The sequence below is a fragment of the Oxalicibacterium sp. genome, from assembly GCF_035565035.1.
Lineage (GTDB): Bacteria > Pseudomonadota > Gammaproteobacteria > Burkholderiales > Burkholderiaceae_D > Oxalicibacterium.
In genome coordinates, this window is record NZ_DATMTD010000085.1 from 1 (window position 1) to 22717 (window position 22717).

The window sequence follows — 22717 nt, forward strand, 5'->3', positions numbered from 1 at the left end:
GAGACAAGTTTTACGTTTTCCATTTTCTGCAGGAATAACATGAAAAACGAACAAGAAAAATCGCGGATCAGAATTGCCGCATGGTATGCGCTAATGAAATATCTGTTAGTCCTGCCTGCAATATCTGAAAAATGCCTTTATAATCGCGTCCTCGTTGCAATCAAAGGACGGATGACAAAGTTGCATCCAGCCATCCGCGCCACCTGAAATGAAATCGCGTCTGTTATCCACTATCTGGCTATCGCTGCTTCTGCTGTTTTCGCAGCAGATTGCGTTCGCCGATACGTTGAAACATGCGTGCAATTCAGTCGCCGACAGCCACCAGTACACCTTTGAGGACGATTCCTCGTCGGACGATGCCGGTCGCCAGCTGTTGCTCGACGACTTCACCGGACTTCCTACCTCTTTCACGCTACCGGATATCGCCGGTCACGTTGAAGTCCCGGTAGAGACGGGCATCATCCGTCTGTCGCCGGTTGTCCTGAGTTATTACTCTTCCCGCGCACCCCCGCTCCTGTAACAGATATTCGTGTGATGGCACGTGACTGACGTGCGTCGTTCAGCCTTTTCAGGTCAGCGTCATCATCACAAAACGCGTCACCACGCCTTTGGCGTCGGATGGCATTGACCTTTGCGGTTGATCGTCGCGTTCCCTATCCGAATATCTGCCAATTCATCGCTGTATCCAGAAACGGATTATTGGTTCCTTGAGCCATGTCGTTTCGTCATTCATGACTTCTTGAGAGGTAGTTAGACAATGAGCAACGCAATTAACGCGCAAAGCGCAACCACAGGCTTTAAAAATCGCTGGTGGCAACTGGTGATCGGCCTTTTCTGTATGGCACTGGTGGCCAACCTGCAATACGGCTGGACGCTGTTCGTCGGTCCGATCGACAACGCGCATCACTGGGGCAAGACCGCCATTCAGGTCGCATTCTCGATCTTCGTTCTGACCGAAACATGGTTGGTGCCGATCGAAGGTTACCTGGTCGATAAATTCGGTCCTCGTCCAGTTGTCGCTTTCGGCGGCATCTGCGCAGGTCTTGGCTGGATCTTGAACAGCCAGGCCGATACGCTCGGCATGCTGTATTTTGCCGCTGTCGTTTCGGGTATCGGCGCAGGCTGCGTTTACGGTACCTGCGTCGGTAACGCGCTGAAATGGTTCCCTGATCGTCGCGGTCTGGCTGCTGGCCTGACTGCTGCCGGTTTCGGTGCGGGTGCTGCTGTCACCATCATCCCGATCGCCAACATGATCAAGGCTTCCGGTTACGAACATACGTTCCTGACTTTCGGTCTGATCCAGGGTATCGTCATTTTCATTCTGGCAATGCTGCTGGTGCGTCCTGTTACGCCGAAGAATCTGGTTATTCCTAAGCGCATTTCGTCCAGCAAGATTGATTACACCGGCAAGCAAATGCTGAAAACGCCAGTGTTCTGGGTGATGTACGTGCTGTTCGTGATGGTGGCTGCCGGTGGTTTGATGGCTACTGCGCAAATCGGCCCAATCGCCAAGGACTTCGGTCTGGCTTCGTTGCCTGTCACGCTGTTCGGCGCAACGCTGCCATTGCTGACGATGACCTTGTCGATCGACAGCCTGGCTAACGGTTTTACCCGTCCACTGTGCGGCTTCATTTCCGATCGTCTCGGTCGTGAAAACACGATGTTGCTGGTGTTCGTTGGTGAAGGTCTGGCATTGCTGGGTCTGATGAAGTTCGGTCACGAGCCAGTAGCATTCATGACGTTCGCTGCGCTGATCTTCCTGTTCTGGGGCGAAATCTATTCGATCTTCCCAGCGATCTGCGGCGATACCTTCGGCACGAAGTACGCAACCGGTAACAACGGTACGTTGTACACCGCAAAAGGCACGGCTTCGTTGCTGGTTCCGCTGGCATCGTTGTTGTCGGCAAGCGGTGGCTGGAGCCGCGTGTTTGTTGTTGCTGCAATCATGACCATCGTTGCAGGTTTGTCCGCCAAGCTGATCCTGTCGCCTATGCGCAAGCGCATGCTGGCCGAAGGCGATGCGAAAGCTGCTGCAATGGAAGCTGACGGCAAGGTTGCTGCCTGATGAAGATCCGGGCATCGTTGATGCCCGTTTGAAGAGAGCAGGTCGCTGGCCTCGCAAGCGCTGCTAACTGATCTAAAAGTTTTACCTGAGTTGTACCTGTTTAAGGCTGGCGTGAAAGCGCCGGCCTTTCTTTTTTGTGGCGATGATTTGCAAGAAACGACTTTATCGACCGAAGAAACCGAACTTGCCGTCACGGTCGAAGCGCAAATCCTGTCCGTTTTCCAGTTTCTTCACGACGCCATTCTTGTCGAAATGAACATGCATCAACGAATTCCACACGCCTTGTTCTTTGTAGGGATAGGTCCAAACTTCCAGTTCCTGCCGTGAAAGCCAGGAAGTTTCCGATGGGTGGCCGATGGTGCGAAGCACATAGGATTTATCGGCAACGCCGGGTTTGATCGTGGCAAATTTTTCAACGGTCAATACCTGCTCGTAAGTGATCAATCTGCCGGCGCTGTCAAAGCGAGCCATGTTGATGGCTTGACCCCAGGGATTGCGGTTGTATTCGAGAATGAATCCGTTGCCGTCCGGCATGCGAAAAGACGGGCGCCCCAGTTTGGTGATTACTTCGGCTTCCGTTTCCCCGGGATTCAGTGCCACTGGCTGAAACATTGCGCAGGCGCTTGTCAGTAAAAGCATGCCGGCAAGGAACGTTTTTTGGAGTTGTCTCATGATTTCCCTCGAAATAATCGGCTAAGTGTTTGAATCGCCTTGGCATTTCCGCTATACTGCGGGGCTGGTCTGTTCGACCAGTCTTATTAATCGTTGTTCACGATGTACGGGGTCAAGACTCTGTGCATCGCATGTGAAAGGTAATCATGTCTCTCGAAAAAGCAAACAAGGCAGCCATCGTCGCTGATAACGCGCGTGGCCAAAACGATACCGGATCGCCGGAAGTGCAAGTCGCTCTGCTGACCGCACGTATCAATGAACTCAATAGCCATTTCAAGGAACACACGAAGGATCACCATTCCCGCCGTGGTTTGCTGATGATGGTTAACCGTCGCAAAAGCCTGCTGGCCTATCTGAAAAACAAGGACGCAACGCGTTATCGCGATCTGATCGTGAAACTCGGTCTGCGCAAGTAATTCGTTGCGAAATTCCAGTCAGCTTTCGTTTTAAAAAATGCCTGCGTCAGTACTCTGATGCGGGCATTTTGTTTTTGGATGTTTTGCAGTTTGCATCCTGAAGTTCGCATCAACAAGCAGTGAATGAAAACGACGCGCCTGCCGGCGTCTCGTTTGTGGTGAGGTGAACGACAGCGCCTGAAAATCTGTCGGCAAATCAGAAAGGGAACACCGTGTTTAATAAAGTCACCAAAACCTTCCAGTACGGCCAGCACAAGGTCACGCTCGAAACAGGCGAAATCGCTCGCCAGGCATCGGGCGCCGTCATGGTCTCGATCGAAGATACTGTTGTGCTCGCGACTGTGGTTGCTCGCAAGGATGCGAAGCCGGGTCAGGATTTCTTTCCTTTGACCGTTGACTATGTAGAGAAAGCTTATGCGGCAGGTCGCATCCCTGGCGGGTTCTTCAAGCGCGAAGGCCGTCCGTCCGAAAAGGAAACGCTGACGTCGCGTCTGATCGATCGCCCGATTCGTCCGCTGTTCCCGGAAGGCTATCTGAACGAAGTTCAGATCATTATTCACGTGCTGTCGGTCAACCCTGAAATCGACCCGGATATCGCCTCGATGATCGGTGCATCGGCTGCCTTGTCGGTCGCAGGTATTCCATTTGCTGGCCCGCTCGGCGCCGCACGCGTGGGTTACATCGACGGTCAATACATCCTGAATCCGACCGCATCGCAACTGAAGCAATCCAAAATGGATCTGGTCGTTGCCGGTACCGAAACCGCCGTGCTGATGGTCGAATCCGAAGCACAGCAATTGTCGGAAGACGTTATGCTGGGCGCAGTTGTTTACGGTCATGAACAAATGAAGGCAGTCATCGACGCAATCCACGAACTGGTGCGCGATGGCGGCAAGCCTGAAGTGCAATGGAGCCCGGCTCCGAAGAACGAGGCGCTGATCGCTCGCGTTGCTCATTTCGCTGAAGCTAAACTGCGCGCTGCTTACCAAACCAAAGACAAGCAGGCTCGTACGGCAAAATTGAAAGATGCTTTCGCTGAAGTCAACGCTGAATTGGTTGCAGAAGCCGCATCGATCGGTGGCGAAGCGCCTGATTCGTCCGAAGTTGGCAACATCCTGTTCGATCTGGAAGCGAAGATCGTTCGCTCGCAGATTCTCGAAGGCGAACCACGCATCGACGGCCGCGATACGCGTACCGTTCGTCCGATCACGATTCGTACCGGCGTACTGCCGCGTACGCACGGTTCGGCACTGTTCACCCGTGGCGAAACGCAGGCACTGGTTATCGCAACGCTGGGTACCGCACGCGATGAACAAAAGATCGATGCTTTGATGGGCGAGTACTCGGATCGCTTTATGATGCACTACAACATGCCTCCGTTTGCTACCGGTGAAACCGGTCGCGTCGGTACGCCAAAGCGCCGTGAAATCGGCCACGGCCGTCTGGCAAAACGTGCACTTGTTGCTGCATTGCCGGCACCGGAAGAATTCAGCTACTCCGTTCGTCTGGTTTCGGAAATTACCGAATCCAACGGTTCGTCATCGATGGCTTCGGTCTGCGGCGGCTGCCTGGCGCTGGCCGATGCTGGCGTTCCGATGCAGGCACACGTTGCCGGTATCGCAATGGGCTTGATCAAGGACGGCAACAAGTTTGCCGTTCTGACAGACATTCTTGGCGATGAAGATCATCTCGGCGACATGGATTTCAAGGTGGCAGGTACGGCCAACGGTATTACCGCACTGCAAATGGATATCAAGATCCAGGGTATCACCAAGGAAATCATGCAAGTCGCTCTGGCGCAAGCTAAAGAGGGTCGTATTCATATCCTCGGCGAAATGGAAAAAGCCGTACCAAGTGGCACGACTGGCGAGTTGTCCGACTTTGCACCGCGCCTCATCACGATCAAGATCAATCCGGAGAAAATCCGTGACGTCATCGGCAAGGGCGGCGCAGTCATTCGCGCACTGACGGAAGAAACCGGTACGCAGATTGATATCAGCGACGAAGGTGTGGTCACAATTGCATCCGTCGATGCAACAGCCGGTCAGGAAGCAAAACGTCGCATCGAGGAATTGACGGCTTCGGTTGAAGTTGGCAAGGTCTACGAAGGCACCGTTCTGAAACTGCTCGACTTCGGCGCGATTGTTCAAGTCATGCCAGGCAAGGATGGCTTGTTGCATATCAGTCAGATCGCCAATGAACGCGTCAATGCCGTGGCCGATTACCTGAAAGAAGGTCAACAAGTTCGTGTCAAGGTACTGGAAACCGACGATCGGGGTCGCCTGAAACTCTCGATGAAAGCCGCGGTATCGGATGAAAATCCGGAACCGGCTCCACAAGACTAAGTTCGGCGTCTCGAAAAAAAGCCGCTCGCAGCGAAAGCTCCGGGCGGTTTTTTCATGGGGGAGGGGATGCTTTGGTTTGACCATGTTTGACGCCACAGGCTAGAATAGCGGGTTATTGAAATCACGGAATGGATATGCGCCGCAAACTCGTCGCAGGCAACTGGAAAATGAACGGCAGCCTGGCTGCCAATGCGCAGTTGCTGGCGGGGATCAAGGCCGAATTCGCTGACGGTGCATGCGATGTAGCGGTATGTGTGCCATATCCCTATCTTGCCCAGTGTCAGCAACTGCTTGATGGAACATCCATTCGGCTGGGCGCGCAGGATCTGTCGTTGCACGAGTCCGGTGCCTATACCGGTGAAGTATCGGCAACCATGCTGATGGAATTCGGTTGCCGTTATGTGATTGTCGGCCATTCGGAACGACGTGCGTATTTCGGCGAGACCGATGATCTCATTTCACGCAAGACAAGACGGGCGATCGATTCCGGCTTGATTCCGATTGTGTGTGTTGGTGAAACATTGTCGCAACGAGGAGCAGGGCAGACCGAAGTCGTTGTCGGTAATCAAATCGAGGCGGTGCTGTCGCTTCTGAGTGCTGATGATTTGAGCAGGATTGTTGTAGCATACGAGCCGGTTTGGGCGATCGGGACGGGCAAGACGGCGACGCCTGACATGGCACAGGAAGTCCACGCAATGCTGCGCCGGCGTCTGCGAGAAAAAAATGCGGAAGCAGCGAGCAATGTCAGAATCTTGTACGGCGGAAGCATGAAGCCGGACAACGCAGCAGAGCTGATGGCCATGTCGGATATCGACGGTGGATTGATTGGCGGCGCGGCGTTGAAGGCGACAGACTTTTTGTCGATCGTCTGCAAAGGTTGAAAGTTTACGAATTCAATATGCATTGAATTCAATTTCGTACTTATTGGCGTATGTATTACGCATTACAACTGGAAATTTAAATGAATAGTTTGCACACCATTATCGTCATTCTCCAGGTGCTGTCGGCACTGACGATCATCGGCCTCGTATTGCTGCAGCACGGCAAGGGCGCTGACATGGGAGCGTCGTTCGGTTCGGGTGCGTCCGGCAGCTTGTTCGGTGCGACAGGGTCGTCGAACTTTCTGTCGAAATCGACGGGTGTTGCTGCTGCGATTTTTTTTGCTGCGACGCTGGGCCTCGCTTTCATCAACAACAAGCCCGCGGCTGTCGGTGGTGGTGTGATGGAAAACATTCCCGCTTCCTCTGTTCCGGGTGCGGCGCCTGCCGAATCGTCCGTTCCTGGAGCTGAGCCGGCCAAACCGGCAGGCGATGCAGGGCAATCGAATCAAGTTCCAAAGTAAGGCGCTCCCCTCTGAGTTTGTGCTTGTTACAGTGCAATTCGCATTGAACAAAAGCATCAAAGCAGGTTAAAATGTAAGTCTTGCGCCGACGTGGTGAAATTGGTAGACACGCTATCTTGAGGGGGTAGTGGCGAAAGCTGTGCGAGTTCGAGTCTCGCCGTCGGCACCAACGGAAATTCAATGCCAGTGAGAAGAAGTATTCGCTGGTTTTATCGACAGATTGTCGCTCGATGCAACAAGTGACGTTCGAATCACCTAATCGTTTAACCAACTGCTGCGAATCGTGAACCTCGAAAATTATTTCCCCGTTCTGCTCTTCATCCTGGTCGGCATCGGTGTCGGCGTCGTTCCGCAAGTTTTGGGGCGCGTACTTGCTCCCCATAAGCCGGATGAACAAAAACTTTCCCCGTATGAGTGTGGTTTCGAGGCATTTGAAGATGCGCGCATGAAGTTCGATGTGCGCTATTACCTTGTTGCGATCCTGTTCATTCTGTTCGATCTCGAAGTGGCGTTCCTCGTGCCGTGGGCAGTGGCGATGCGCGAAGTCGGAATGCTGGGATTTTGGTCAATGATGATTTTCCTTGGAGTGCTGACCATCGGTCTGGTATTCGAATGGAAAAAAGGCGCGCTGGATTGGGAGTAAGAAGTCATGGCAATTGAAGGCGTATTGAACGAGGGTTTTGTTACCACGACAGCCGACAAGCTGATCAACTGGACCCGCACCGGCTCGATGTGGCCGATGACATTTGGTCTTGCGTGCTGTGCGGTGGAAATGATGCATGCCGGCGCGTCACGTTACGATCTGGATCGTTTTGGTGTGGTGTTCCGTCCTTCTCCGCGTCAGTCTGACGTGATGATCGTGGCCGGAACGCTGTGCAACAAGATGGCGCCGGCATTGCGCAAGGTGTATGACCAGATGGCCGAACCGCGCTGGGTGATTTCGATGGGCTCCTGCGCAAACGGCGGTGGCTACTACCATTATTCGTATTCGGTTGTGCGCGGTTGCGATCGCATTGTGCCGGTCGATGTTTACGTTCCTGGCTGTCCCCCGACGGCTGAGGCATTGTTGTACGGGATCATGCAGCTGCAAACCAAGATCCGCCGCACCAACACGATTGCACGCTAAGGATCGCGGCGAGCCAATATGACGACCAAACTAGAACTCCTCGAAGCTTCCTTGCGCAATGCGCTCGGCGAGCAACTCCAAAGTCTGACAGTGGCGCTCGGTGAAGTGACCATTGTTGTGAAGTCGAATGACTATGCATCGGCAATGCGCGTTGTGCGCGACCACGCCGATTTGCGATTCGAAGAATTGATTGATTTGTGCGGTGTCGACTATTCGACATACGGCGACGGCGTGTGGGAAGGTCCGCGCTTTGCCGTGGTTTCGCACCTGTTGTCGGTCACGCATAACTGGCGTTTGCGTGTGCGCGTATTCGCATCGGACGACGAAATGCCGGTTGTCGCTTCGCTGACCGATATCTGGCCATCTGCCAACTGGTATGAGCGCGAAGCGTTTGATTTCTACGGCATTCTGTTCGAAGGTCACAACGATCTGCGCCGCATCCTGACCGATTATGGCTTCATTGGCCATCCGTTCCGCAAAGACTTCCCAGTATCGGGTTACGTCGAAATGCGTTACGACCCAGAACAAAAGCGGGTGATCTATCAACCCGTCACGATTGAGCCGCGCGAAAACGTGCCTCGCGTGATTCGTGAAGAACAGTACGGGATGAAATAATGGCTGAGATCAAGAACTACACCCTTAACTTCGGCCCTCAGCACCCGGCGGCACACGGTGTGCTGCGTCTGGTTCTGGAACTGGATGGCGAAGTTATTCAACGTGCCGATCCGCATATCGGCTTGTTGCATCGCGCGACCGAAAAACTCGCTGAACAGAAAACCTATTTGCAGTCCGTGCCGTACATGGATCGTCTCGACTATGTGTCGATGATGTGTAATGAGCACGCGTATGTGATGGCAATCGAGAAGCTGCTCGGCGTTGATGTGCCGTTGCGCGCGCAATACATTCGCGTGATGTTCGATGAGATTACGCGCATCCTGAATCATCTGATGTGGCTGGGCGCTCACGCTCTCGACGTTGGTGCAATGGGTGTGTTCCTGTATGCGTTCCGCGAGCGTGAAGACTTGATGGATTGCTACGAGGCGGTTTCGGGCGCGCGTATGCATGCTGCCTACTATCGTCCGGGTGGTGTCTATCGCGATCTGCCGGATGTGATGCCGCAGCATAAGGCGTCGATTATCCGCAATGCAAAAGCGATCAAGCAACTGAACGAAAATCGTCAGGGTTCGCTACTCGACTTCATCGAGGATTTTACCAATCGCTTCCCGGGTTACGTTGATGAATACGAAACCCTGTTGACCGATAATCGTATCTGGAAACAACGTCTGGTCGGTATCGGCGTGGTAACGCCGGAGCGTGCAAAGGCCATGGGATTCACCGGTGCGATGCTGCGTGGTTCCGGCATCGAATGGGATCTGCGCAAGACGCAACCATACGAAGTCTACGACCTGCTGGATTTCGATATTCCTGTCGGCACCAATGGCGATTGCTATGACCGTTATCTGGTGCGTGTTGAAGAAATGCGCCAATCGAATCGCATCATCAAGCAATGCATCGAATGGCTGCGCAACAATCCAGGTCCCGTCATGACGAGCAACCACAAGGTTGCGCCGCCATCGCGCGTCGGCATGAAGTCGAACATGGAAGACCTGATTCACCACTTCAAGCTCTTTACCGAAGGTTTCCACGTGCCGCCAGGCGAAGCGTATTCCGCGGTGGAGCATCCGAAGGGTGAGTTCGGTTTGTATCTGATTTCGGACGGTGCGAACAAGCCGTATCGCATGAAGATTCGCGCGCCAGGTTTTGCACATTTGCAAGGTCTGGATGAAATGGCCAAAGGTCACATGATTGCCGATGCGGTAACGATTATCGGCACGCAAGATATTGTGTTTGGTGAGATTGACCGCTAACTGCGGCTCAATATTAGAGGCATAGCATGCTGTTATCAGAACAAGCGTACAAAAAAATCGATCGCGAGATCGCCAAGTTTCCGCCAGAGCAGCGTCAGTCTGCCGTGATGGCCACATTGGCGATTGCACAAGTTGAAACCAACTGGTTGTCGCCGGAAGTCATGCAGGAAGTCGCGGACTACCTGCGCATGCCAGCCATCGCGGTGCAGGAAGTGGCAACGTTCTACAACATGTACAACACCAAGCCAGTTGGCAAGACCAAGATTTCGGTTTGCACCAACTTGCCTTGCCTGTTGTCCGGTGGCGAGCGTGCAGCACACTATCTGAAGGAAAAGCTCGGGATCGACTATCGTGAAACGACGGCGGATGGTCAGTTCACTCTGCAAGAAGGCGAATGCATGGGCGCCTGCGGCGATGCCCCAGTCATGCTGGTCAATAATCATCGTATGTGCAGCTTCATGTCTGACGAGAAAATCGATGCCCTGGTAGAGGAATTGAAGAAATGACCAGCTTGCACAATCGTCATATCAAACCATTGATATTCGCGAATCTCAATGGCGATAACTGGGGTCTGGAAGACTACGTCAAACGTGGTGGCTACGAGTCGCTGAAGCGCATCCTGAAAGAAGGCATGACACCGGAGCAGGTGATTGCCGAAGTCAAGGCATCGACGCTGCGCGGTCGTGGCGGCGCAGGTTTCCCGAGCGGCTTGAAGTGGAGCTTCATGCCGAAGAATTACGAAGGCCAGAAATACGTGGTGTGTAATTCGGATGAGGGCGAGCCAGGCACATTCAAGGATCGCGACATTCTTCGCTACAATCCGCATGCTGTGATTGAAGGCATGACCATTGCTGCCTATGCGATGGGTGTGACCGTTGGTTACAACTATATTCACGGTGAGATTTTCGGCGAGTACCAACGCTTTGAAGAGGCGCTGGAACAGGCGCGTGCTGCCGGTTTCCTTGGTGACAATATCCTGGGATCGTCGCATAGCTTCCAGTTGCACGCGTTCCACGGTTATGGCGCATACATTTGCGGCGAAGAAACCGCTTTGCTGGAATCGATCGAAGGAAAAAAAGGGCAGCCGCGCTTCAAGCCGCCTTTCCCTGCAAGTTATGGTTTGTTCGGCAAGCCGACCACGATCAACAACACGGAAACATTCGCAGCCGTACCGTTCATTTTCCAGGTGGGTGCTGAGGCATATGCTGGATTGGGCAAGCCGAACAATGGCGGCACCAAGATTTTCTCGGTATCCGGCGATGTCACCAATCCGGGCAATTATGAAATTCCTCTGGGGACGCCATTCGCAACCCTCCTGGAACTGGCAGGTGGCGTGCGCGGCGGCAAAAAGCTCAAGGCAGTGATCCCGGGCGGTTCTTCGGTTCCGGTCGTGCGCGGCGATGTCATGATGGCCACCGATATGGATTATGACTCGGTCGCCAAGGCGGGTTCCATGCTGGGTTCAGGTGCTGTCATCGTCATGGATGAAACGCGCTGCATGGTCAAATCCTTGCTGCGTCTGTCCTACTTCTATTTTGAAGAGTCCTGTGGTCAGTGCACACCGTGCCGTGAAGGCACCGGCTGGCTGTATCGCATGGTTCATCGTATCGAGAATGGTCAAGGTCGGGCAGAGGATCTTGACATGCTCAATTCAATTGCGGACAACATCCAGGGACGCACGATTTGTGCACTGGGTGATGCAGCTGCGATGCCGGTGCGTGCAATGATCCAGCAGTTCCGCGAAGAGTTTGAATATCACATCGAGCATAAGCATTGCTTGGTACCCGCATACGTATAAGTCAGATCGCTTAGTGACGTAACTGAGAATCCTAAGGCAAAAAGCAGAGCCATGGTTGAAATCGAAATAGACGGTAAAAAAGTCGAAGTGCAGGAAGGCAGCATGGTGATGGATGCGGCCAATAAACTTGGCACATACATCCCGCACTTTTGTTACCACAAAAAATTGTCCGTTGCGGCGAACTGCCGCATGTGCCTTGTCGAAGTCGAAAAGGCTCCGAAGCCGTTGCCGGCATGTGCAACGCCGGTGATGCCTGGCATGGTCGTTCGCTCGAACAGCGAAAAAGCGGTCAAGGCGCAAAAAGGCGTGATGGAATTCCTGCTGATCAATCATCCGCTCGATTGCCCAATCTGCGATCAGGGCGGCGAATGTCAATTGCAGGATCTCGCTGTCGGATATGGCGATTCATCCTCGCGCTATGAAGAAGAGAAGCGCGTCGTTGTTCCGAAGGATGTCGGCCCGCTGATCTCGATGCAGGAAATGAGCCGTTGCATTCACTGCACGCGCTGCGTTCGTTTCGGTCAGGAAGTTGCCGGCGTGATGGAATTCGGCATGCTGAATCGCGGTGAACACGCAGAGATCACTTCGTTCGTCGGCAAGACTGTCGATTCCGAATTGTCCGGCAACATGATTGATTTGTGCCCGGTCGGTGCATTGACGTCGAAGCCGTTCCGTTACAGCGCCCGCACCTGGGAATTGTCGCGTCGCAAATCGGTCAGCCCGCATGACAGTCTCGGTGCCAACCTGATTGTTCAGGTCAAGGCAGGCAAGGTCATGCGCGTTCTGCCATTGGAAAACGACGATGTCAACGAATGCTGGATCTCGGACAAGGATCGTTTTGCCTACGAAGGATTGTATAGCGAAGACCGCTTGACCAATCCAATGATCAAGCAGGACGGCAAGTGGCAGGAAACCGACTGGCAGACAGCACTGGAATATGTCGCTCACGGTTTGCGCAATATCAAGCATGAACACGGTGCGAATTCGATCGCTGCACTGGCGACACCTTATTCGACGCTGGAAGAGTTGTCGCTGCTGCAGAAACTGGTGCGCGGCATCGGTTCGGAAAACATCGATTTCCGTCTGCGCCAATCGGACTTTTCGCTGGATGCATCCGTCAAGCCGTGGTTGGGCATGTCGGTTACGGAATTTGGCGAATTGAAGCGTGCCTTTGTGATCGGTTCATTCCTGCGCAAGGATCATCCGCTGCTGGCAGCCCGTTTGCGCCAGGCAGTGAAGAAGGGCGCCAGTGTCAGTGTTCTGCACGCGACCGATGACGACCTGTTGATGCCGGTGGCAAACAAGATGATCAAGGCGCCATCGGACTGGCTGGCAGCATTGAGTGAAGTGATTGCTGCCGTTGCTCAGGCACGCGGCATCGCTGCGCCGGCCGGTTTCGACAAGATTGAAGCATCGGCGGAGGCCAAGCAGATTGCTGCAAGCCTGCTGTCCGGTGAACCAAAAGCTGTCTTGCTGGGTAATGCAGTATTGCAGCATCCGCAAGCGGCAAAACTGCACGCTGCGGCAGAGTGGATTGCTCAGAATACCGATGCGAAATTCGGCTTCCTGACAGAAGCGGCAAATACAGTCGGCGGTTATCTGGCGAACGCTTTGCCAGGCGCCAGCGGTGCCAATGCTGCGCAAGCATTCGAACAGCCGCGCAAGGCTTACGTTCTGTTGAACGCGGAGCCGGAGTTCGACAGTTTCAATCCGCAAGTTGCACGCGGTGCATTGAATCAAGCAGAGATGGTTGTCGTCATGTCGCCATTCAAGCATGGTGCAGATTATGCCGACGTCATGTTGCCAATCGCTCCGTTTTCGGAAACCTCGGGTACGTTTGTCAATGCGGAAGGCCGTGCACAAAGCTTCAATGGTACGGTGAAGCCCTTGGGCGATACACGCCCGGCATGGAAAGTGTTGCGCGTGCTCGGCAACCTGCTGGACTTGAGCGGTTTCGATTATGAAACATCGGAAGCGATTCGCAACGAAATCATCGGTGCAAATGCCCCGGCGGAAGCCAGCCTGCAACCGCGTCTGAACAACTTCGGCAAGATTGCGCCACAAGCGATCGTCGCTGCATCCGGCGCGCAGCTGGAGCGTGTGGCAGATGTTTCGATCTATGCAAGCGATGCGATTGTTCGCCGTTCGCAACCACTGCAACAAACGACTGACGGTGCAGCGCCGAAAGCGTGGTTGTCATCAGATCTGGCTGCAAAAATCGGTGTCGTCAACGGCGATCGTGTCAAGGTTGCTCAAGGTACTGGCAATGTGACGCTGGAGGTTGCGATCGATGCTGCATTGCCAGCCAATGTCGTGCGCGTGGCAGCAGGACATCAATCGACTGCAAGCCTCGGTGCAATGTTTGGTTCTATCAGCGTGGAGAAAGCGTAATGGATCAATTGTTCGTATCCATTCACGCAATGGGTGAATCGGTATTCGGTTTTTACTGGGCGCTGATCTGGAATATCGTCAAGATCGTCGCCATCGTGGCGCCGTTGATGGGTTGCGTTGCCTATCTGACGCTGTGGGAGCGCAAGGTGATTGGCTGGATGCACGTGCGTCATGGCCCGAACCGTGTCGGTCCTGCAGGCTTGCTGCAACCGATCGCCGACGGCGTGAAACTGCTGCTGAAGGAAATCGTCGTTCCGTCGAAATCCAACAAGGCATTGTTTGTCATTGCGCCGATCATGACGATCATGCCGGCGCTGGCGGCTTGGGCCGTGATTCCATTCGGTCCGGAAACTGTTCTGGCCAACGTCAACGCAGGTTTGCTGTTCGTGATGGCAATCACTTCGCTCGAAGTGTATGGCGTGATCGTTGCAGGCTGGGCGTCGAACTCGAAGTATGCATTCCTCGGTGCGATGCGCGCTTCGGCACAGATGATTTCGTATGAAATCGCGATGGGCTTCGTACTGTGCGTCGTGTTGATGGTATCCGGCAGCTTGAATTTGACGGAGATCGTGACGACACAAACGCATGGTCGTTTCGCGGACATGGGACTGACGTTCCTGTCGTGGAACTGGTTGCCGCTGCTGCCGATGTTCGTCATCTACATCGTTTCCGGTACGGCTGAATTGAATCGCCATCCGTTCGACGTGGTGGAAGGCGAGTCCGAAATCGTTGCCGGTCACATGGTCGAATATTCGGGCATGTCGTTCGCGATGTTCTTCCTCGCGGAATACGCCAACATGTGGCTGATCTCGATCATGGCCACCTTGATGTTCCTCGGAGGCTGGTCGTCACCAGTGGCGTTCCTGGACTTTATTCCGGGTTGGATCTGGCTGGGAGCGAAGACGCTGTTTGTCGTGACGTTGTTCATCTGGTTCCGCGCGTCATTCCCGCGCTATCGCTATGACCAGATCATGCGCCTGGGCTGGAAAGTGTTCATTCCACTGACGCTGATTTATCTGTTGATCGTCGCGATCTGGATGAAGACGCCATGGAATATCTGGAATTAATGCAGCAAGGCTGAGCAAAAAGGGAAGCCAAGAAATGGAAGCAATCAAGGATTTTTTCGGCAGCTTGATGTTGCGCGAGCTGTTCAAGGGCATGGCGCTAACCGGCCGGTATATGTTTGCGCGCAAGATCACCGTGCAGTTTCCGGAAGAGAAAACACCGCAGTCGCCACGTTTTCGCGGTTTGCACGCATTGCGTCGCTATCCAAATGGCGAAGAGCGCTGCATCGCCTGCAAACTGTGTGAAGCAGTATGTCCGGCGATGGCAATCACGATCGAATCGGATCAACGCGCTGACGGCTCGCGTCGTACCACCCGTTACGACATCGATCTGACCAAGTGCATTTTCTGCGGCTTCTGCGAAGAATCCTGCCCGGTCGATTCGATTGTCGAGACGCATATTCTCGAATATCACGGCGAAAAACGTGGCGATCTCTACTACACCAAAGAGATGCTGCTGGCAGTCGGTGATCGCTTCGAACCTGAAATCGCTGCAGCGCGGTCCGCCGACGCGGCCTATCGTTGATTTAATAGTATTGGCAGCCGCATTGCGCTGACTTTTACTGACTTTTTGGTTGATTATGGAATTTACAACTGTCCTGTTTTACGTGTTTTCAGCGATCCTCGTGCTTGCTGCCATACGTGTGATCACCGATCGCAATCCGGTGCATGCAGCGTTGTTTCTGGTGCTGTCGTTTGCTTCGGCTTCCGCACTGTGGATGTTGCTGAAGGCTGAATTCCTTTCCATCGTGTTGATCCTCGTCTACGTTGGCGCGGTCATGGTGCTGTTCCTTTTCGTCGTGATGATGATCGACATCAAGTTGAGCAAGGTGCGCGAAGGTTTCTGGGGCTATCTGCCGCTGGCAGCAACAGTTGGTGTCGTGATCGTGCTGGAAATGGCGGCCGTGTTGTTCCGTGGTTTCTGGAGAGCGCATACGGATGTTCCTGCCGTATCAGCCAATATCGGCAACACGAAAGAATTGGGCAAGCTGATCTACACCCAGTATCTGTACGCATTTGAATTGGCGGCATTGCTGCTGTTGCTGGCGATCATCGCCGCCGTGGCATTGACCATGCGCAAGCGCAAGGACAGCAAGTATTTCGCGCCGGGCGATGCCGTACGCGTCAAAGCCAGCGATCGCCTGCGTATCGTCAAGATGAAAGCAGAAGCCCGCGTCGACGGCGACAGCCAACCAGCTGCACCTGCAGCAGAACAAAAGTAAGAAGGGGAGTGCTGTGGAGTTATCGCTCGTACATTATCTGATTCTTGGCGCGATCCTGTTCGCGATCTCAATCGTCGGTATTTTTCTGAACCGTAAAAATATCATCATCCTGCTGATGGCCATCGAATTGATGCTGCTGGCAGTGAACATGAATTTCGTCGCTTTTTCCTATTTCCTGGGTGATGCAGCCGGTCAGATTTTTGTTTTCTTCATTCTGACGGTGGCTGCTGCTGAAGCTGCGATCGGTCTTGCCATTCTGGTTTCCATGTTCCGTACTCTGGATACCATCAATGTCGAAGATCTTGACGGCCTCAAAGGCTAATTCCGAACAATAACGAATAAGGTTCATCATGGCGGGGCAACTTAACCCTAACCTCCTTCTGGTCATTCCTCTGGCGCCGCTTGTCGGCTCCATGATCGCAGGCCTGTTTGGCACGAAATTCTTCGGTAACGTCATCGGACGTACCGCATCGCATACCGTGACGATTCTCGGTGTGTTGATTGCATTCCTGTTGTCGGCGCATACGTTCTCGCTCGTGCTGGACGGTGCGACCTATAACGGCAGCGTCTATACCTGGATGACGGTCGCCGGCCTGAAACTGGAAGTCGGTTTCCTGGTGGACAGCCTGACCGCGATGATGATGTGTGTTGTGACGTTCGTGTCGCTGATGGTGCACATCTACACGATCGGCTACATGGAAGAAGACGAAGGCTATAACCGCTTCTTCTCCTACATCTCGCTGTTCACGTTTGCGATGTTGATGCTGGTCATGAGCAACAACTTCCTGCAACTGTTCTTCGGCTGGGAAGCGGTGGGCCTGGTTTCGTATCTGCTGATCGGTTTCTGGTACACGAAACCGACCGCGATTTTCGCCAACATGAAAGCGTTCCTGGTCAACCGCGTCGGCGATTTCGGCTTCATTCTGGGCATTGGCCTGTTGCTGGCATATGCCGGCTCGATGGATTACGCCGAAGTGTTCGCAAAGAAAGACGCCCTGGCTCAAATGACATTGCCGGGCACGGACTGGATGTTGCTGACGGTTGCCTGTATCTGCCTGTTCATCGGCGCGATGGGTAAATCCGCACAATTCCCGCTGCACGTGTGGCTGCCTGATTCGATGGAAGGTCCAACCCCGATTTCCGCGCTGATCCATGCAGCAACGATGGTGACGGCCGGTATCTTCATGGTCGCCCGCATGTCGCCGCTGTTTGAACTGTCTGATACTGCGCTGTCGTTCATTCTCGTCATCGGCTCGATCACTGCGTTGTTCATGGGCTTCCTCGGCATTATCCAGAACGACATCAAACGCGTGGTTGCGTATTCGACGCTGTCGCAGCTCGGTTACATGACGGTCGCGCTGGGCGCGTCGGCATACTCGGTTGCTGTATTCCACTTGATGACGCACGCATTCTTCAAGGCGTTGCTGTTCCTTGCCGCGGGTTCGGTCATCATCGGCATGCATCACGATCAGGACATCCGCAACATGGGCGGCCTGCGCAAATACATGCCGATCACCTGGATCACGTCATTGCTGGGATCGCTGGCTCTGATCGGCACACCGTTCTTTGCCGGTTTCTATTCAAAGGACAGCATTATTGAAGCAGTCCATGAAACGCATCTGTGGGGCGCAAGCTTCGCGAACTTCGCGGTGCTGGCCGGTGTGTTCGTTACTGCGTTCTATTCGTTCCGTATGTACTTCCTGGTTTTCCACGGCGAAGAACGTTTCGGCAAGGCGCATGCTCACCATGATGATCACGCACATGCAAAAGCTGATGCACATCACGACGACCACGCTCACGATGCACACGGTCATGACGATGATCACGGCCACGATGAACATCACGGTTTGGCTCCAGGTCAAAAACCGCACGAATCGCCATGGGTTGTGACGTTGCCACTGATTTTGCTGGCGATTCCTTCGGTGGTGATCGGTTATTTCGCGATTGAACCGATGTTGCACGGCAGCTTCTTCAACGGTGTGATTACCGTCAATGAAGCGCACGGCGCGATGGAAGTTCTGCACGAAGAATTCCACGGCGCACTGGCAATGGCCTTGCACGGCTTCAGCACCTTGCCGTTCTGGCTGGCGCTGTCCGGTGTGGTGGCCGCGTACTACTGCTACATGATCAATCCGCGCGTTCCGGCATGGTTCTTCAGCAAGTTCCACGCCATCCATACGCTGCTGGATAACAAGTACTACATGGACAAGTTCAACGAGTTTTTCTGGGCGGGTGGTGCGCGTCTGTTGGGCGGCGGCTTGTCTCGTGTCGGTGACAAGACACTGATCGATGGACTCATCGTGAACGGCAGCGCCAAGGCAGTCGGCTGGTTCTCGCGCGTCATCCGTGTATTGCAGACCGGTTACATCTATCACTACGCGTTTGTCATGATCCTCGGCATGTTGGGATTGATGAGTTATTTCGTCATGCTCCCTCTGTTGGCCAAATAAGTTAGCGAAGCAAATAAAAATATGATGCAGTCAACATTTCCTATTTTGAGTCTCGCGATCTGGTTGCCGATTGCGTTTGGCGTCCTGGTCCTGGCCATTGGTCGCGATGACAATCCCGGTTTGTCGCGCAAGGTTTCGCTGATCGGCTCGATTGTCAGCTTCCTGGTTACACTGCCGTTGATTTCCGGTTTCGACAATGCGGCGCACGGCATGCAGTTTGTCGAAAAGCGCGCCTGGATCGATATTTTCAATATCAACTACTCGTTGGGTATTGACGGCATGTCGCTGTGGTTCGTGATACTGACTGCCTTCATCACGATTTTTGTCGTGATTGCGGCATGGGAAGTCATCGAGAAGCGCGTATCGCAGTATCTGGGTTCCTTCCTGATTCTGTCCGGCATCATGATCGGTGTGTTCTGCGCACTGGATGGCTTGCTGTTCTACGTGTTTTTTGAATCGACCCTGATCCCGATGTTCATCATCATCGGCGTGTGGGGCGGAGCGAATCGCGTGTATGCGTCGATCAAGCTGTTCCTTTACACGTTCATGGGTTCGTTGTTGATGCTGGTGGCGATGCTGTATCTGTATTTTCAGTCCGGCCACAGCTTCGATATTCTGGCGTGGCATGCGTTACCGTTGCCGATGAATGCGCAGATCCTGATTTTCCTGGCGTTCCTGATGGCATTCGCCGTCAAGGTGCCGATGTGGCCGGTGCATACCTGGCTGCCGGATGCCCACGTTGAAGCGCCAACCGGCGGTTCCGTCGTGCTGGCTGCCATCATGCTGAAGCTGGGCGCTTACGGCTTCCTGCGTTTTTCGCTGCCGATCACTCCGGATGCAAGTCACTATCTGTCCGGCTTCATGATCACGCTGTCGCTGGTTGCCGTGATCTACATCGGTCTGGTTGCATTGGTGCAGACCGACATGAAGAAACTGGTTGCGTATTCGTCGATTGCACACATGGGCTTCGTGACGCTGGGCTTCTTCATGTTCAATGACATGGCGGTGCAGGGTGGTATCGCCCAGATGATTTCGCACGGCTTCGTGTCCGGCGCGATGTTCCTGTGTATCGGTGTTCTGTATGACCGTATGCATACTCGCAACATTGCGGACTATGGTGGCGTCGTCAATACGATGCCGCGTTTCGCAGCCTTTTTCATTCTGTTTTCGATGGGTAATGCCGGCCTGCCTGCTACCTCCGGTTTTATCGGCGAATTCATGGTGATTCTGGGCGCGGTCAAGTTCAACTGCTGGATCGGCATGCTGGCAGCAACGGCGTTGATTCTGGGCGCAGCCTATTCGCTGTGGCTGGCCAAGCGCGTGATTTTCGGTGAAATCTCGAATCATCACGTTGCGGAGCTGACCGATCTCAACAAGCGAGAATTCCTGATGCTGGGCGTACTGGCTCTGGCAGTGCTGGGAATGGGATTGTATCCAGCACCGTTTACCGATGCGATGCAGACTTCCGTGACCGACTTGCTCAAGCATGTCGCGATTTCGAAACTCAATTAACGAGCGGCCACGCAACTGAACGCACACACATTGCGACAAAATGAATAATCTGAATCTGACACCGGTCCTTCCTGAAATCTTCCTCGCGGTAGCGATCATGGGCATTCTGCTCGTCGATCTGTTCCTGAAGGACGAAAAACGCAACGTGACGTATGCATTGTCGATCATTGCGATGGTCGTCTGCGGTGCGATGAGTTTTTGCGACTTCAGCAGCGGCACGACATCCTACGCATTCAACAACATGTTTGTCTCGGATCCGATGGCGAACCTGATGAAGGTGTTCTCGTTTGTTGCCGTCGCGCTGACGTTGATCTATTCGCGCCAGTACGCAACCGATCGCCAGATGGTCAACGGCCAGCAGGGCGGTGAGTTTTATCTGCTATCGCTGTTCTCGTTGCTGGGTCAGATGGTGATGATTTCAGCCAACAATTTCCTGATTATCTATCTCGGTCTGGAAATGATGTCGCTGTCGCTGTATGCATTGGTCGCGATGCGTCGCAATCACGCGATCTCGACAGAAGCGGCAATGAAGTATTTCGTGCTCGGTGCTCTGGCCTCCGGCTTTCTGCTGTACGGGATTTCAATGCTGTACGGTGCAACCGGTTCGCTCGATCTGTCGGAAGTTTCTCGTGCGATTGCAACCGGCGCGGTCAACAAGCCTGTCCTGATATTCGGCGTGGTATTTGTTGTGGCCGGCCTGGCATTCAAACTGGGCGTCGTGCCATTCCACATGTGGGTGCCGGATGTCTATCAGGGTGCGCCGACCGCCGTTACGCTGCTCCTGGGCGGTGCGCCGAAACTGGCGACGTTTGCCATCACGATTCGTTTGCTGGTTGAGGGCCTGTCTGCATTGTCGGTCGACTGGCAGCAGATGCTGATGATTCTCGCTGTGCTGTCGATGGCGATCGGTAATATCACGGCGATCGTGCAGACCAACATCAAGCGGATGTTGGCCTATTCGACGATTTCTCAGATGGGCTTCCTGCTGCTCGGTCTGTTGTCCGGCGTGGTAACAGGCGCCGACGGTTCGACGACCAACGGCTATGGTGCCGCGATGTTCTATTCGATTTCTTACGTGCTGACCACGTTGGGCGTCTTTGGGGTCATCATGCTGTTGTCGCGTGCCGGCTTCGAAGCGGAAAACATCGACGATTTCAAGGGCCTGAATCAACGCAGCCCGTGGTTTGCGCTGGTCATGTTGCTGCTGATGTTCTCGCTGGCGGGTGTGCCTCCGGTTGTCGGCTTCTACGCCAAGCTGTCGGTTCTGCAGGCAGTCTTGAGTACCGGACAAATCTGGCTGGCTGTTATCGCCGTCATGTTCTCGTTGATCGGCGCCTATTACTACTTGCGTATCGTCAAGGTCATGTATTTCGATGAACCTGTCGATACGTCGAAGCTGGTAGTGAGCAAGGATGTCAGCGCTGCCTTGAGCATCAATGGTGTTGCCATACTGGCGCTGGGTATCATGCCAGGGCCGCTGATGGCAGCCTGTACTGCAGCAATCGTCAAGACGCTGGCTTCCTGACGATCAGCGTTCGCCGATCGCGTGGATGTCTCACTGGCTAGCTGGTTCGTGATTCTGTTGGCGCTGTTCAGCGCCAACCTTCCTTTCTTCAATGAGCGGCTTTTCGCCGCCATTTCCCTCCCGATGGCAGTCAAGCCGGTCTGGCTGCGACTGATCGAATTGTTCGCGCTGTACTGGGTGGTGGGCATCGTTGCCCATTTGCTGGAATCGCGCATCGGTAATGCTTTTCCGCAAGGCTGGGAATTTTATGCAGTGACTGCCTGTCTATTTCTTGTGCTGGCCTATCCGGGCTTTGTCGTGCGCTACATGCGCAAGCATCGTCGCTGACCGGCATCGCACCAGGTGCCATATGTCGTTGATAAGATGGAGTTGGCATGGATAATCACCTGAAGGAAATCCGCATTGACGGCACGCTGGCCTACAATGGCTCCTTCCTGAAAGTACAGAAGGATACGGTGCGTCTACCGAATGGTCGGCCGGCAACGCGCGAATATATTCGTCATCCGGGTGCGGTCGTCATATTGCCGGTGTTCGACGATGGAACCGTGTTGATGGAGTGCCAGTTCCGTTATCCACTGGATCGCGTCTTCATTGAATTCCCCGCTGGAAAAATCGATCCTGGTGAAGACCCGTTGGCGTGCGCGAAACGTGAACTGCTGGAAGAAACCGGCTATTCAGCGACCGACTGGCAATTCGTCTGCACGATTCACAATGCGATTGCCTATTCGGATGAACATCTGGATTTGTATCTTGCAAGAGGGCTAACGGCGGGTGAGCGCAAGCTGGACGAAGAGGAGTTCCTCGATATCTTTCACGCCAGAGCCGATGAACTGACGACATGGGTCAAGGAAGGGAAGATCACCGACGTAAAAACCATCATCGGCACTTTCTGGCTGGAGAAAATTCTGAGCGGTGAGTGG

General features: G+C 53.9%; 24 protein-coding genes and 1 tRNA gene. 24 read left to right on the forward strand and 1 reads right to left on the reverse strand.

From position 1 onward, the window contains the following. The first annotated feature begins 39 nt into the window (after positions 1 to 39). The 3 genes from VN114_RS07480 (at position 40) to oxlT (ending at position 2065) form a co-directional block, all read left to right on the forward strand. Positions 40 to 207 (forward strand): hypothetical protein, encoded by a 168-nt coding sequence (locus tag VN114_RS07480; protein WP_325513548.1) that lies wholly within the window; start codon positions 40 to 42, stop codon positions 205 to 207. A 1-nt stretch (position 208) separates the two neighbouring features. Further along, complete coding sequence (locus VN114_RS07485) at positions 209 to 520, forward strand: hypothetical protein (protein ID WP_325513550.1); 312 nt, start codon at positions 209 to 211, stop codon at positions 518 to 520. Positions 521 to 757: 237 nt separating this feature from the next. Further along, a complete protein-coding gene (oxlT, locus tag VN114_RS07490) occupies positions 758 to 2065 on the forward strand; it encodes an oxalate/formate MFS antiporter (protein ID WP_325513552.1) in 1308 nt (435 codons plus the stop codon). A gap of 162 nt (positions 2066 to 2227) precedes the next feature. Here oxlT and VN114_RS07495 read toward each other — a convergent pair whose 3' ends face one another. Then, positions 2228 to 2737, reverse strand: coding sequence for a hypothetical protein (locus VN114_RS07495; RefSeq protein WP_325513554.1), 510 nt, complete (start codon positions 2735 to 2737; stop codon positions 2228 to 2230). A gap of 146 nt (positions 2738 to 2883) precedes the next feature. Between VN114_RS07495 and rpsO the strand changes: the two genes are divergently transcribed. The 21 genes from rpsO to VN114_RS07600 all read left to right on the forward strand — a co-directional run. Further along, positions 2884 to 3153, forward strand: coding sequence for a 30S ribosomal protein S15 (rpsO, locus tag VN114_RS07500; RefSeq protein WP_325513556.1), 270 nt, complete (start codon positions 2884 to 2886; stop codon positions 3151 to 3153). 212 nt (positions 3154 to 3365) lie between these two features. After that, positions 3366 to 5498: a polyribonucleotide nucleotidyltransferase gene (pnp, locus tag VN114_RS07505; RefSeq protein WP_325513558.1), complete on the forward strand. Its 2133-nt coding sequence runs from the start codon at positions 3366 to 3368 to the stop codon at positions 5496 to 5498. 134 nt (positions 5499 to 5632) lie between these two features. Further along, positions 5633 to 6379: a triose-phosphate isomerase gene (gene tpiA, locus VN114_RS07510; RefSeq protein WP_325513560.1), complete on the forward strand. Its 747-nt coding sequence runs from the start codon at positions 5633 to 5635 to the stop codon at positions 6377 to 6379. A gap of 80 nt (positions 6380 to 6459) precedes the next feature. Beyond that, complete coding sequence (secG, locus tag VN114_RS07515) at positions 6460 to 6840, forward strand: preprotein translocase subunit SecG (protein WP_325513561.1); 381 nt, start codon at positions 6460 to 6462, stop codon at positions 6838 to 6840. Between the two features lie 84 nt (positions 6841 to 6924). After that, positions 6925 to 7009: transfer RNA gene (locus VN114_RS07520), tRNA-Leu, on the forward strand. Positions 7010 to 7123: 114 nt separating this feature from the next. Further along, entirely contained in the window at positions 7124 to 7483 is a 360-nt protein-coding gene (locus tag VN114_RS07525; RefSeq protein ID WP_325513563.1) for an NADH-quinone oxidoreductase subunit A, read from the forward strand. A 6-nt stretch (positions 7484 to 7489) separates the two neighbouring features. Then, the gene (locus tag VN114_RS07530) at positions 7490 to 7966 is read left to right on the forward strand and encodes a NuoB/complex I 20 kDa subunit family protein (protein ID WP_188419112.1); all 477 of its coding nucleotides are present in this window, start codon (positions 7490 to 7492) and stop codon (positions 7964 to 7966) included. Between the two features lie 18 nt (positions 7967 to 7984). Beyond that, complete coding sequence (locus VN114_RS07535; RefSeq protein WP_325513566.1) at positions 7985 to 8581, forward strand: NADH-quinone oxidoreductase subunit C; 597 nt, start codon at positions 7985 to 7987, stop codon at positions 8579 to 8581. Beyond that, positions 8581 to 9834, forward strand: coding sequence for an NADH-quinone oxidoreductase subunit D (locus tag VN114_RS07540; RefSeq protein ID WP_325513567.1), 1254 nt, complete (start codon positions 8581 to 8583; stop codon positions 9832 to 9834). The genes VN114_RS07535 and VN114_RS07540 overlap by 1 nt, the downstream gene beginning before the upstream one ends. A gap of 26 nt (positions 9835 to 9860) precedes the next feature. Further along, entirely contained in the window at positions 9861 to 10340 is a 480-nt protein-coding gene (nuoE, locus tag VN114_RS07545) for an NADH-quinone oxidoreductase subunit NuoE (protein WP_325513568.1), read from the forward strand. After that, positions 10337 to 11632 (forward strand): NADH-quinone oxidoreductase subunit NuoF, encoded by a 1296-nt coding sequence (gene nuoF / locus VN114_RS07550; protein ID WP_325513570.1) that lies wholly within the window; start codon positions 10337 to 10339, stop codon positions 11630 to 11632. Before nuoE ends, nuoF begins: the two co-directional genes overlap by 4 nt. Before the next feature lie 51 nt (positions 11633 to 11683). Further along, positions 11684 to 14023 (forward strand): NADH-quinone oxidoreductase subunit NuoG, encoded by a 2340-nt coding sequence (gene nuoG / locus VN114_RS07555; protein WP_325513572.1) that lies wholly within the window; start codon positions 11684 to 11686, stop codon positions 14021 to 14023. Beyond that, positions 14023 to 15090, forward strand: a complete 1068-nt coding sequence (gene nuoH, locus VN114_RS07560; RefSeq protein WP_325513574.1) for an NADH-quinone oxidoreductase subunit NuoH — start codon at positions 14023 to 14025, stop codon at positions 15088 to 15090. The genes nuoG and nuoH overlap by 1 nt, the downstream gene beginning before the upstream one ends. A gap of 34 nt (positions 15091 to 15124) precedes the next feature. Then, a complete protein-coding gene (gene nuoI, locus VN114_RS07565) occupies positions 15125 to 15613 on the forward strand; it encodes an NADH-quinone oxidoreductase subunit NuoI (protein WP_325513575.1) in 489 nt (162 codons plus the stop codon). 55 nt (positions 15614 to 15668) lie between these two features. Next, positions 15669 to 16310, forward strand: coding sequence for an NADH-quinone oxidoreductase subunit J (locus tag VN114_RS07570; RefSeq protein ID WP_325513576.1), 642 nt, complete (start codon positions 15669 to 15671; stop codon positions 16308 to 16310). A gap of 13 nt (positions 16311 to 16323) precedes the next feature. Then, positions 16324 to 16632: an NADH-quinone oxidoreductase subunit NuoK gene (gene nuoK / locus VN114_RS07575; protein WP_012079328.1), complete on the forward strand. Its 309-nt coding sequence runs from the start codon at positions 16324 to 16326 to the stop codon at positions 16630 to 16632. Positions 16633 to 16660: 28 nt separating this feature from the next. Beyond that, positions 16661 to 18760 carry an NADH-quinone oxidoreductase subunit L gene (gene nuoL / locus VN114_RS07580; RefSeq protein WP_325513578.1) on the forward strand — a complete coding sequence of 700 codons (2100 nt, stop codon included), beginning with the start codon at positions 16661 to 16663 and terminating at the stop codon, positions 18758 to 18760. A gap of 21 nt (positions 18761 to 18781) precedes the next feature. After that, entirely contained in the window at positions 18782 to 20272 is a 1491-nt protein-coding gene (locus VN114_RS07585) for an NADH-quinone oxidoreductase subunit M (RefSeq protein WP_325513579.1), read from the forward strand. Positions 20273 to 20312: 40 nt separating this feature from the next. After that, a complete protein-coding gene (gene nuoN, locus VN114_RS07590; protein WP_325513581.1) occupies positions 20313 to 21797 on the forward strand; it encodes an NADH-quinone oxidoreductase subunit NuoN in 1485 nt (494 codons plus the stop codon). Positions 21798 to 21818: 21 nt separating this feature from the next. Then, positions 21819 to 22124 (forward strand): DUF2818 family protein, encoded by a 306-nt coding sequence (locus VN114_RS07595; protein WP_325513582.1) that lies wholly within the window; start codon positions 21819 to 21821, stop codon positions 22122 to 22124. Between the two features lie 47 nt (positions 22125 to 22171). Then, a partial coding sequence (locus VN114_RS07600; protein WP_325513584.1) for an NUDIX hydrolase occupies positions 22172 to 22717 on the forward strand: 546 nt, incomplete at its 3' end.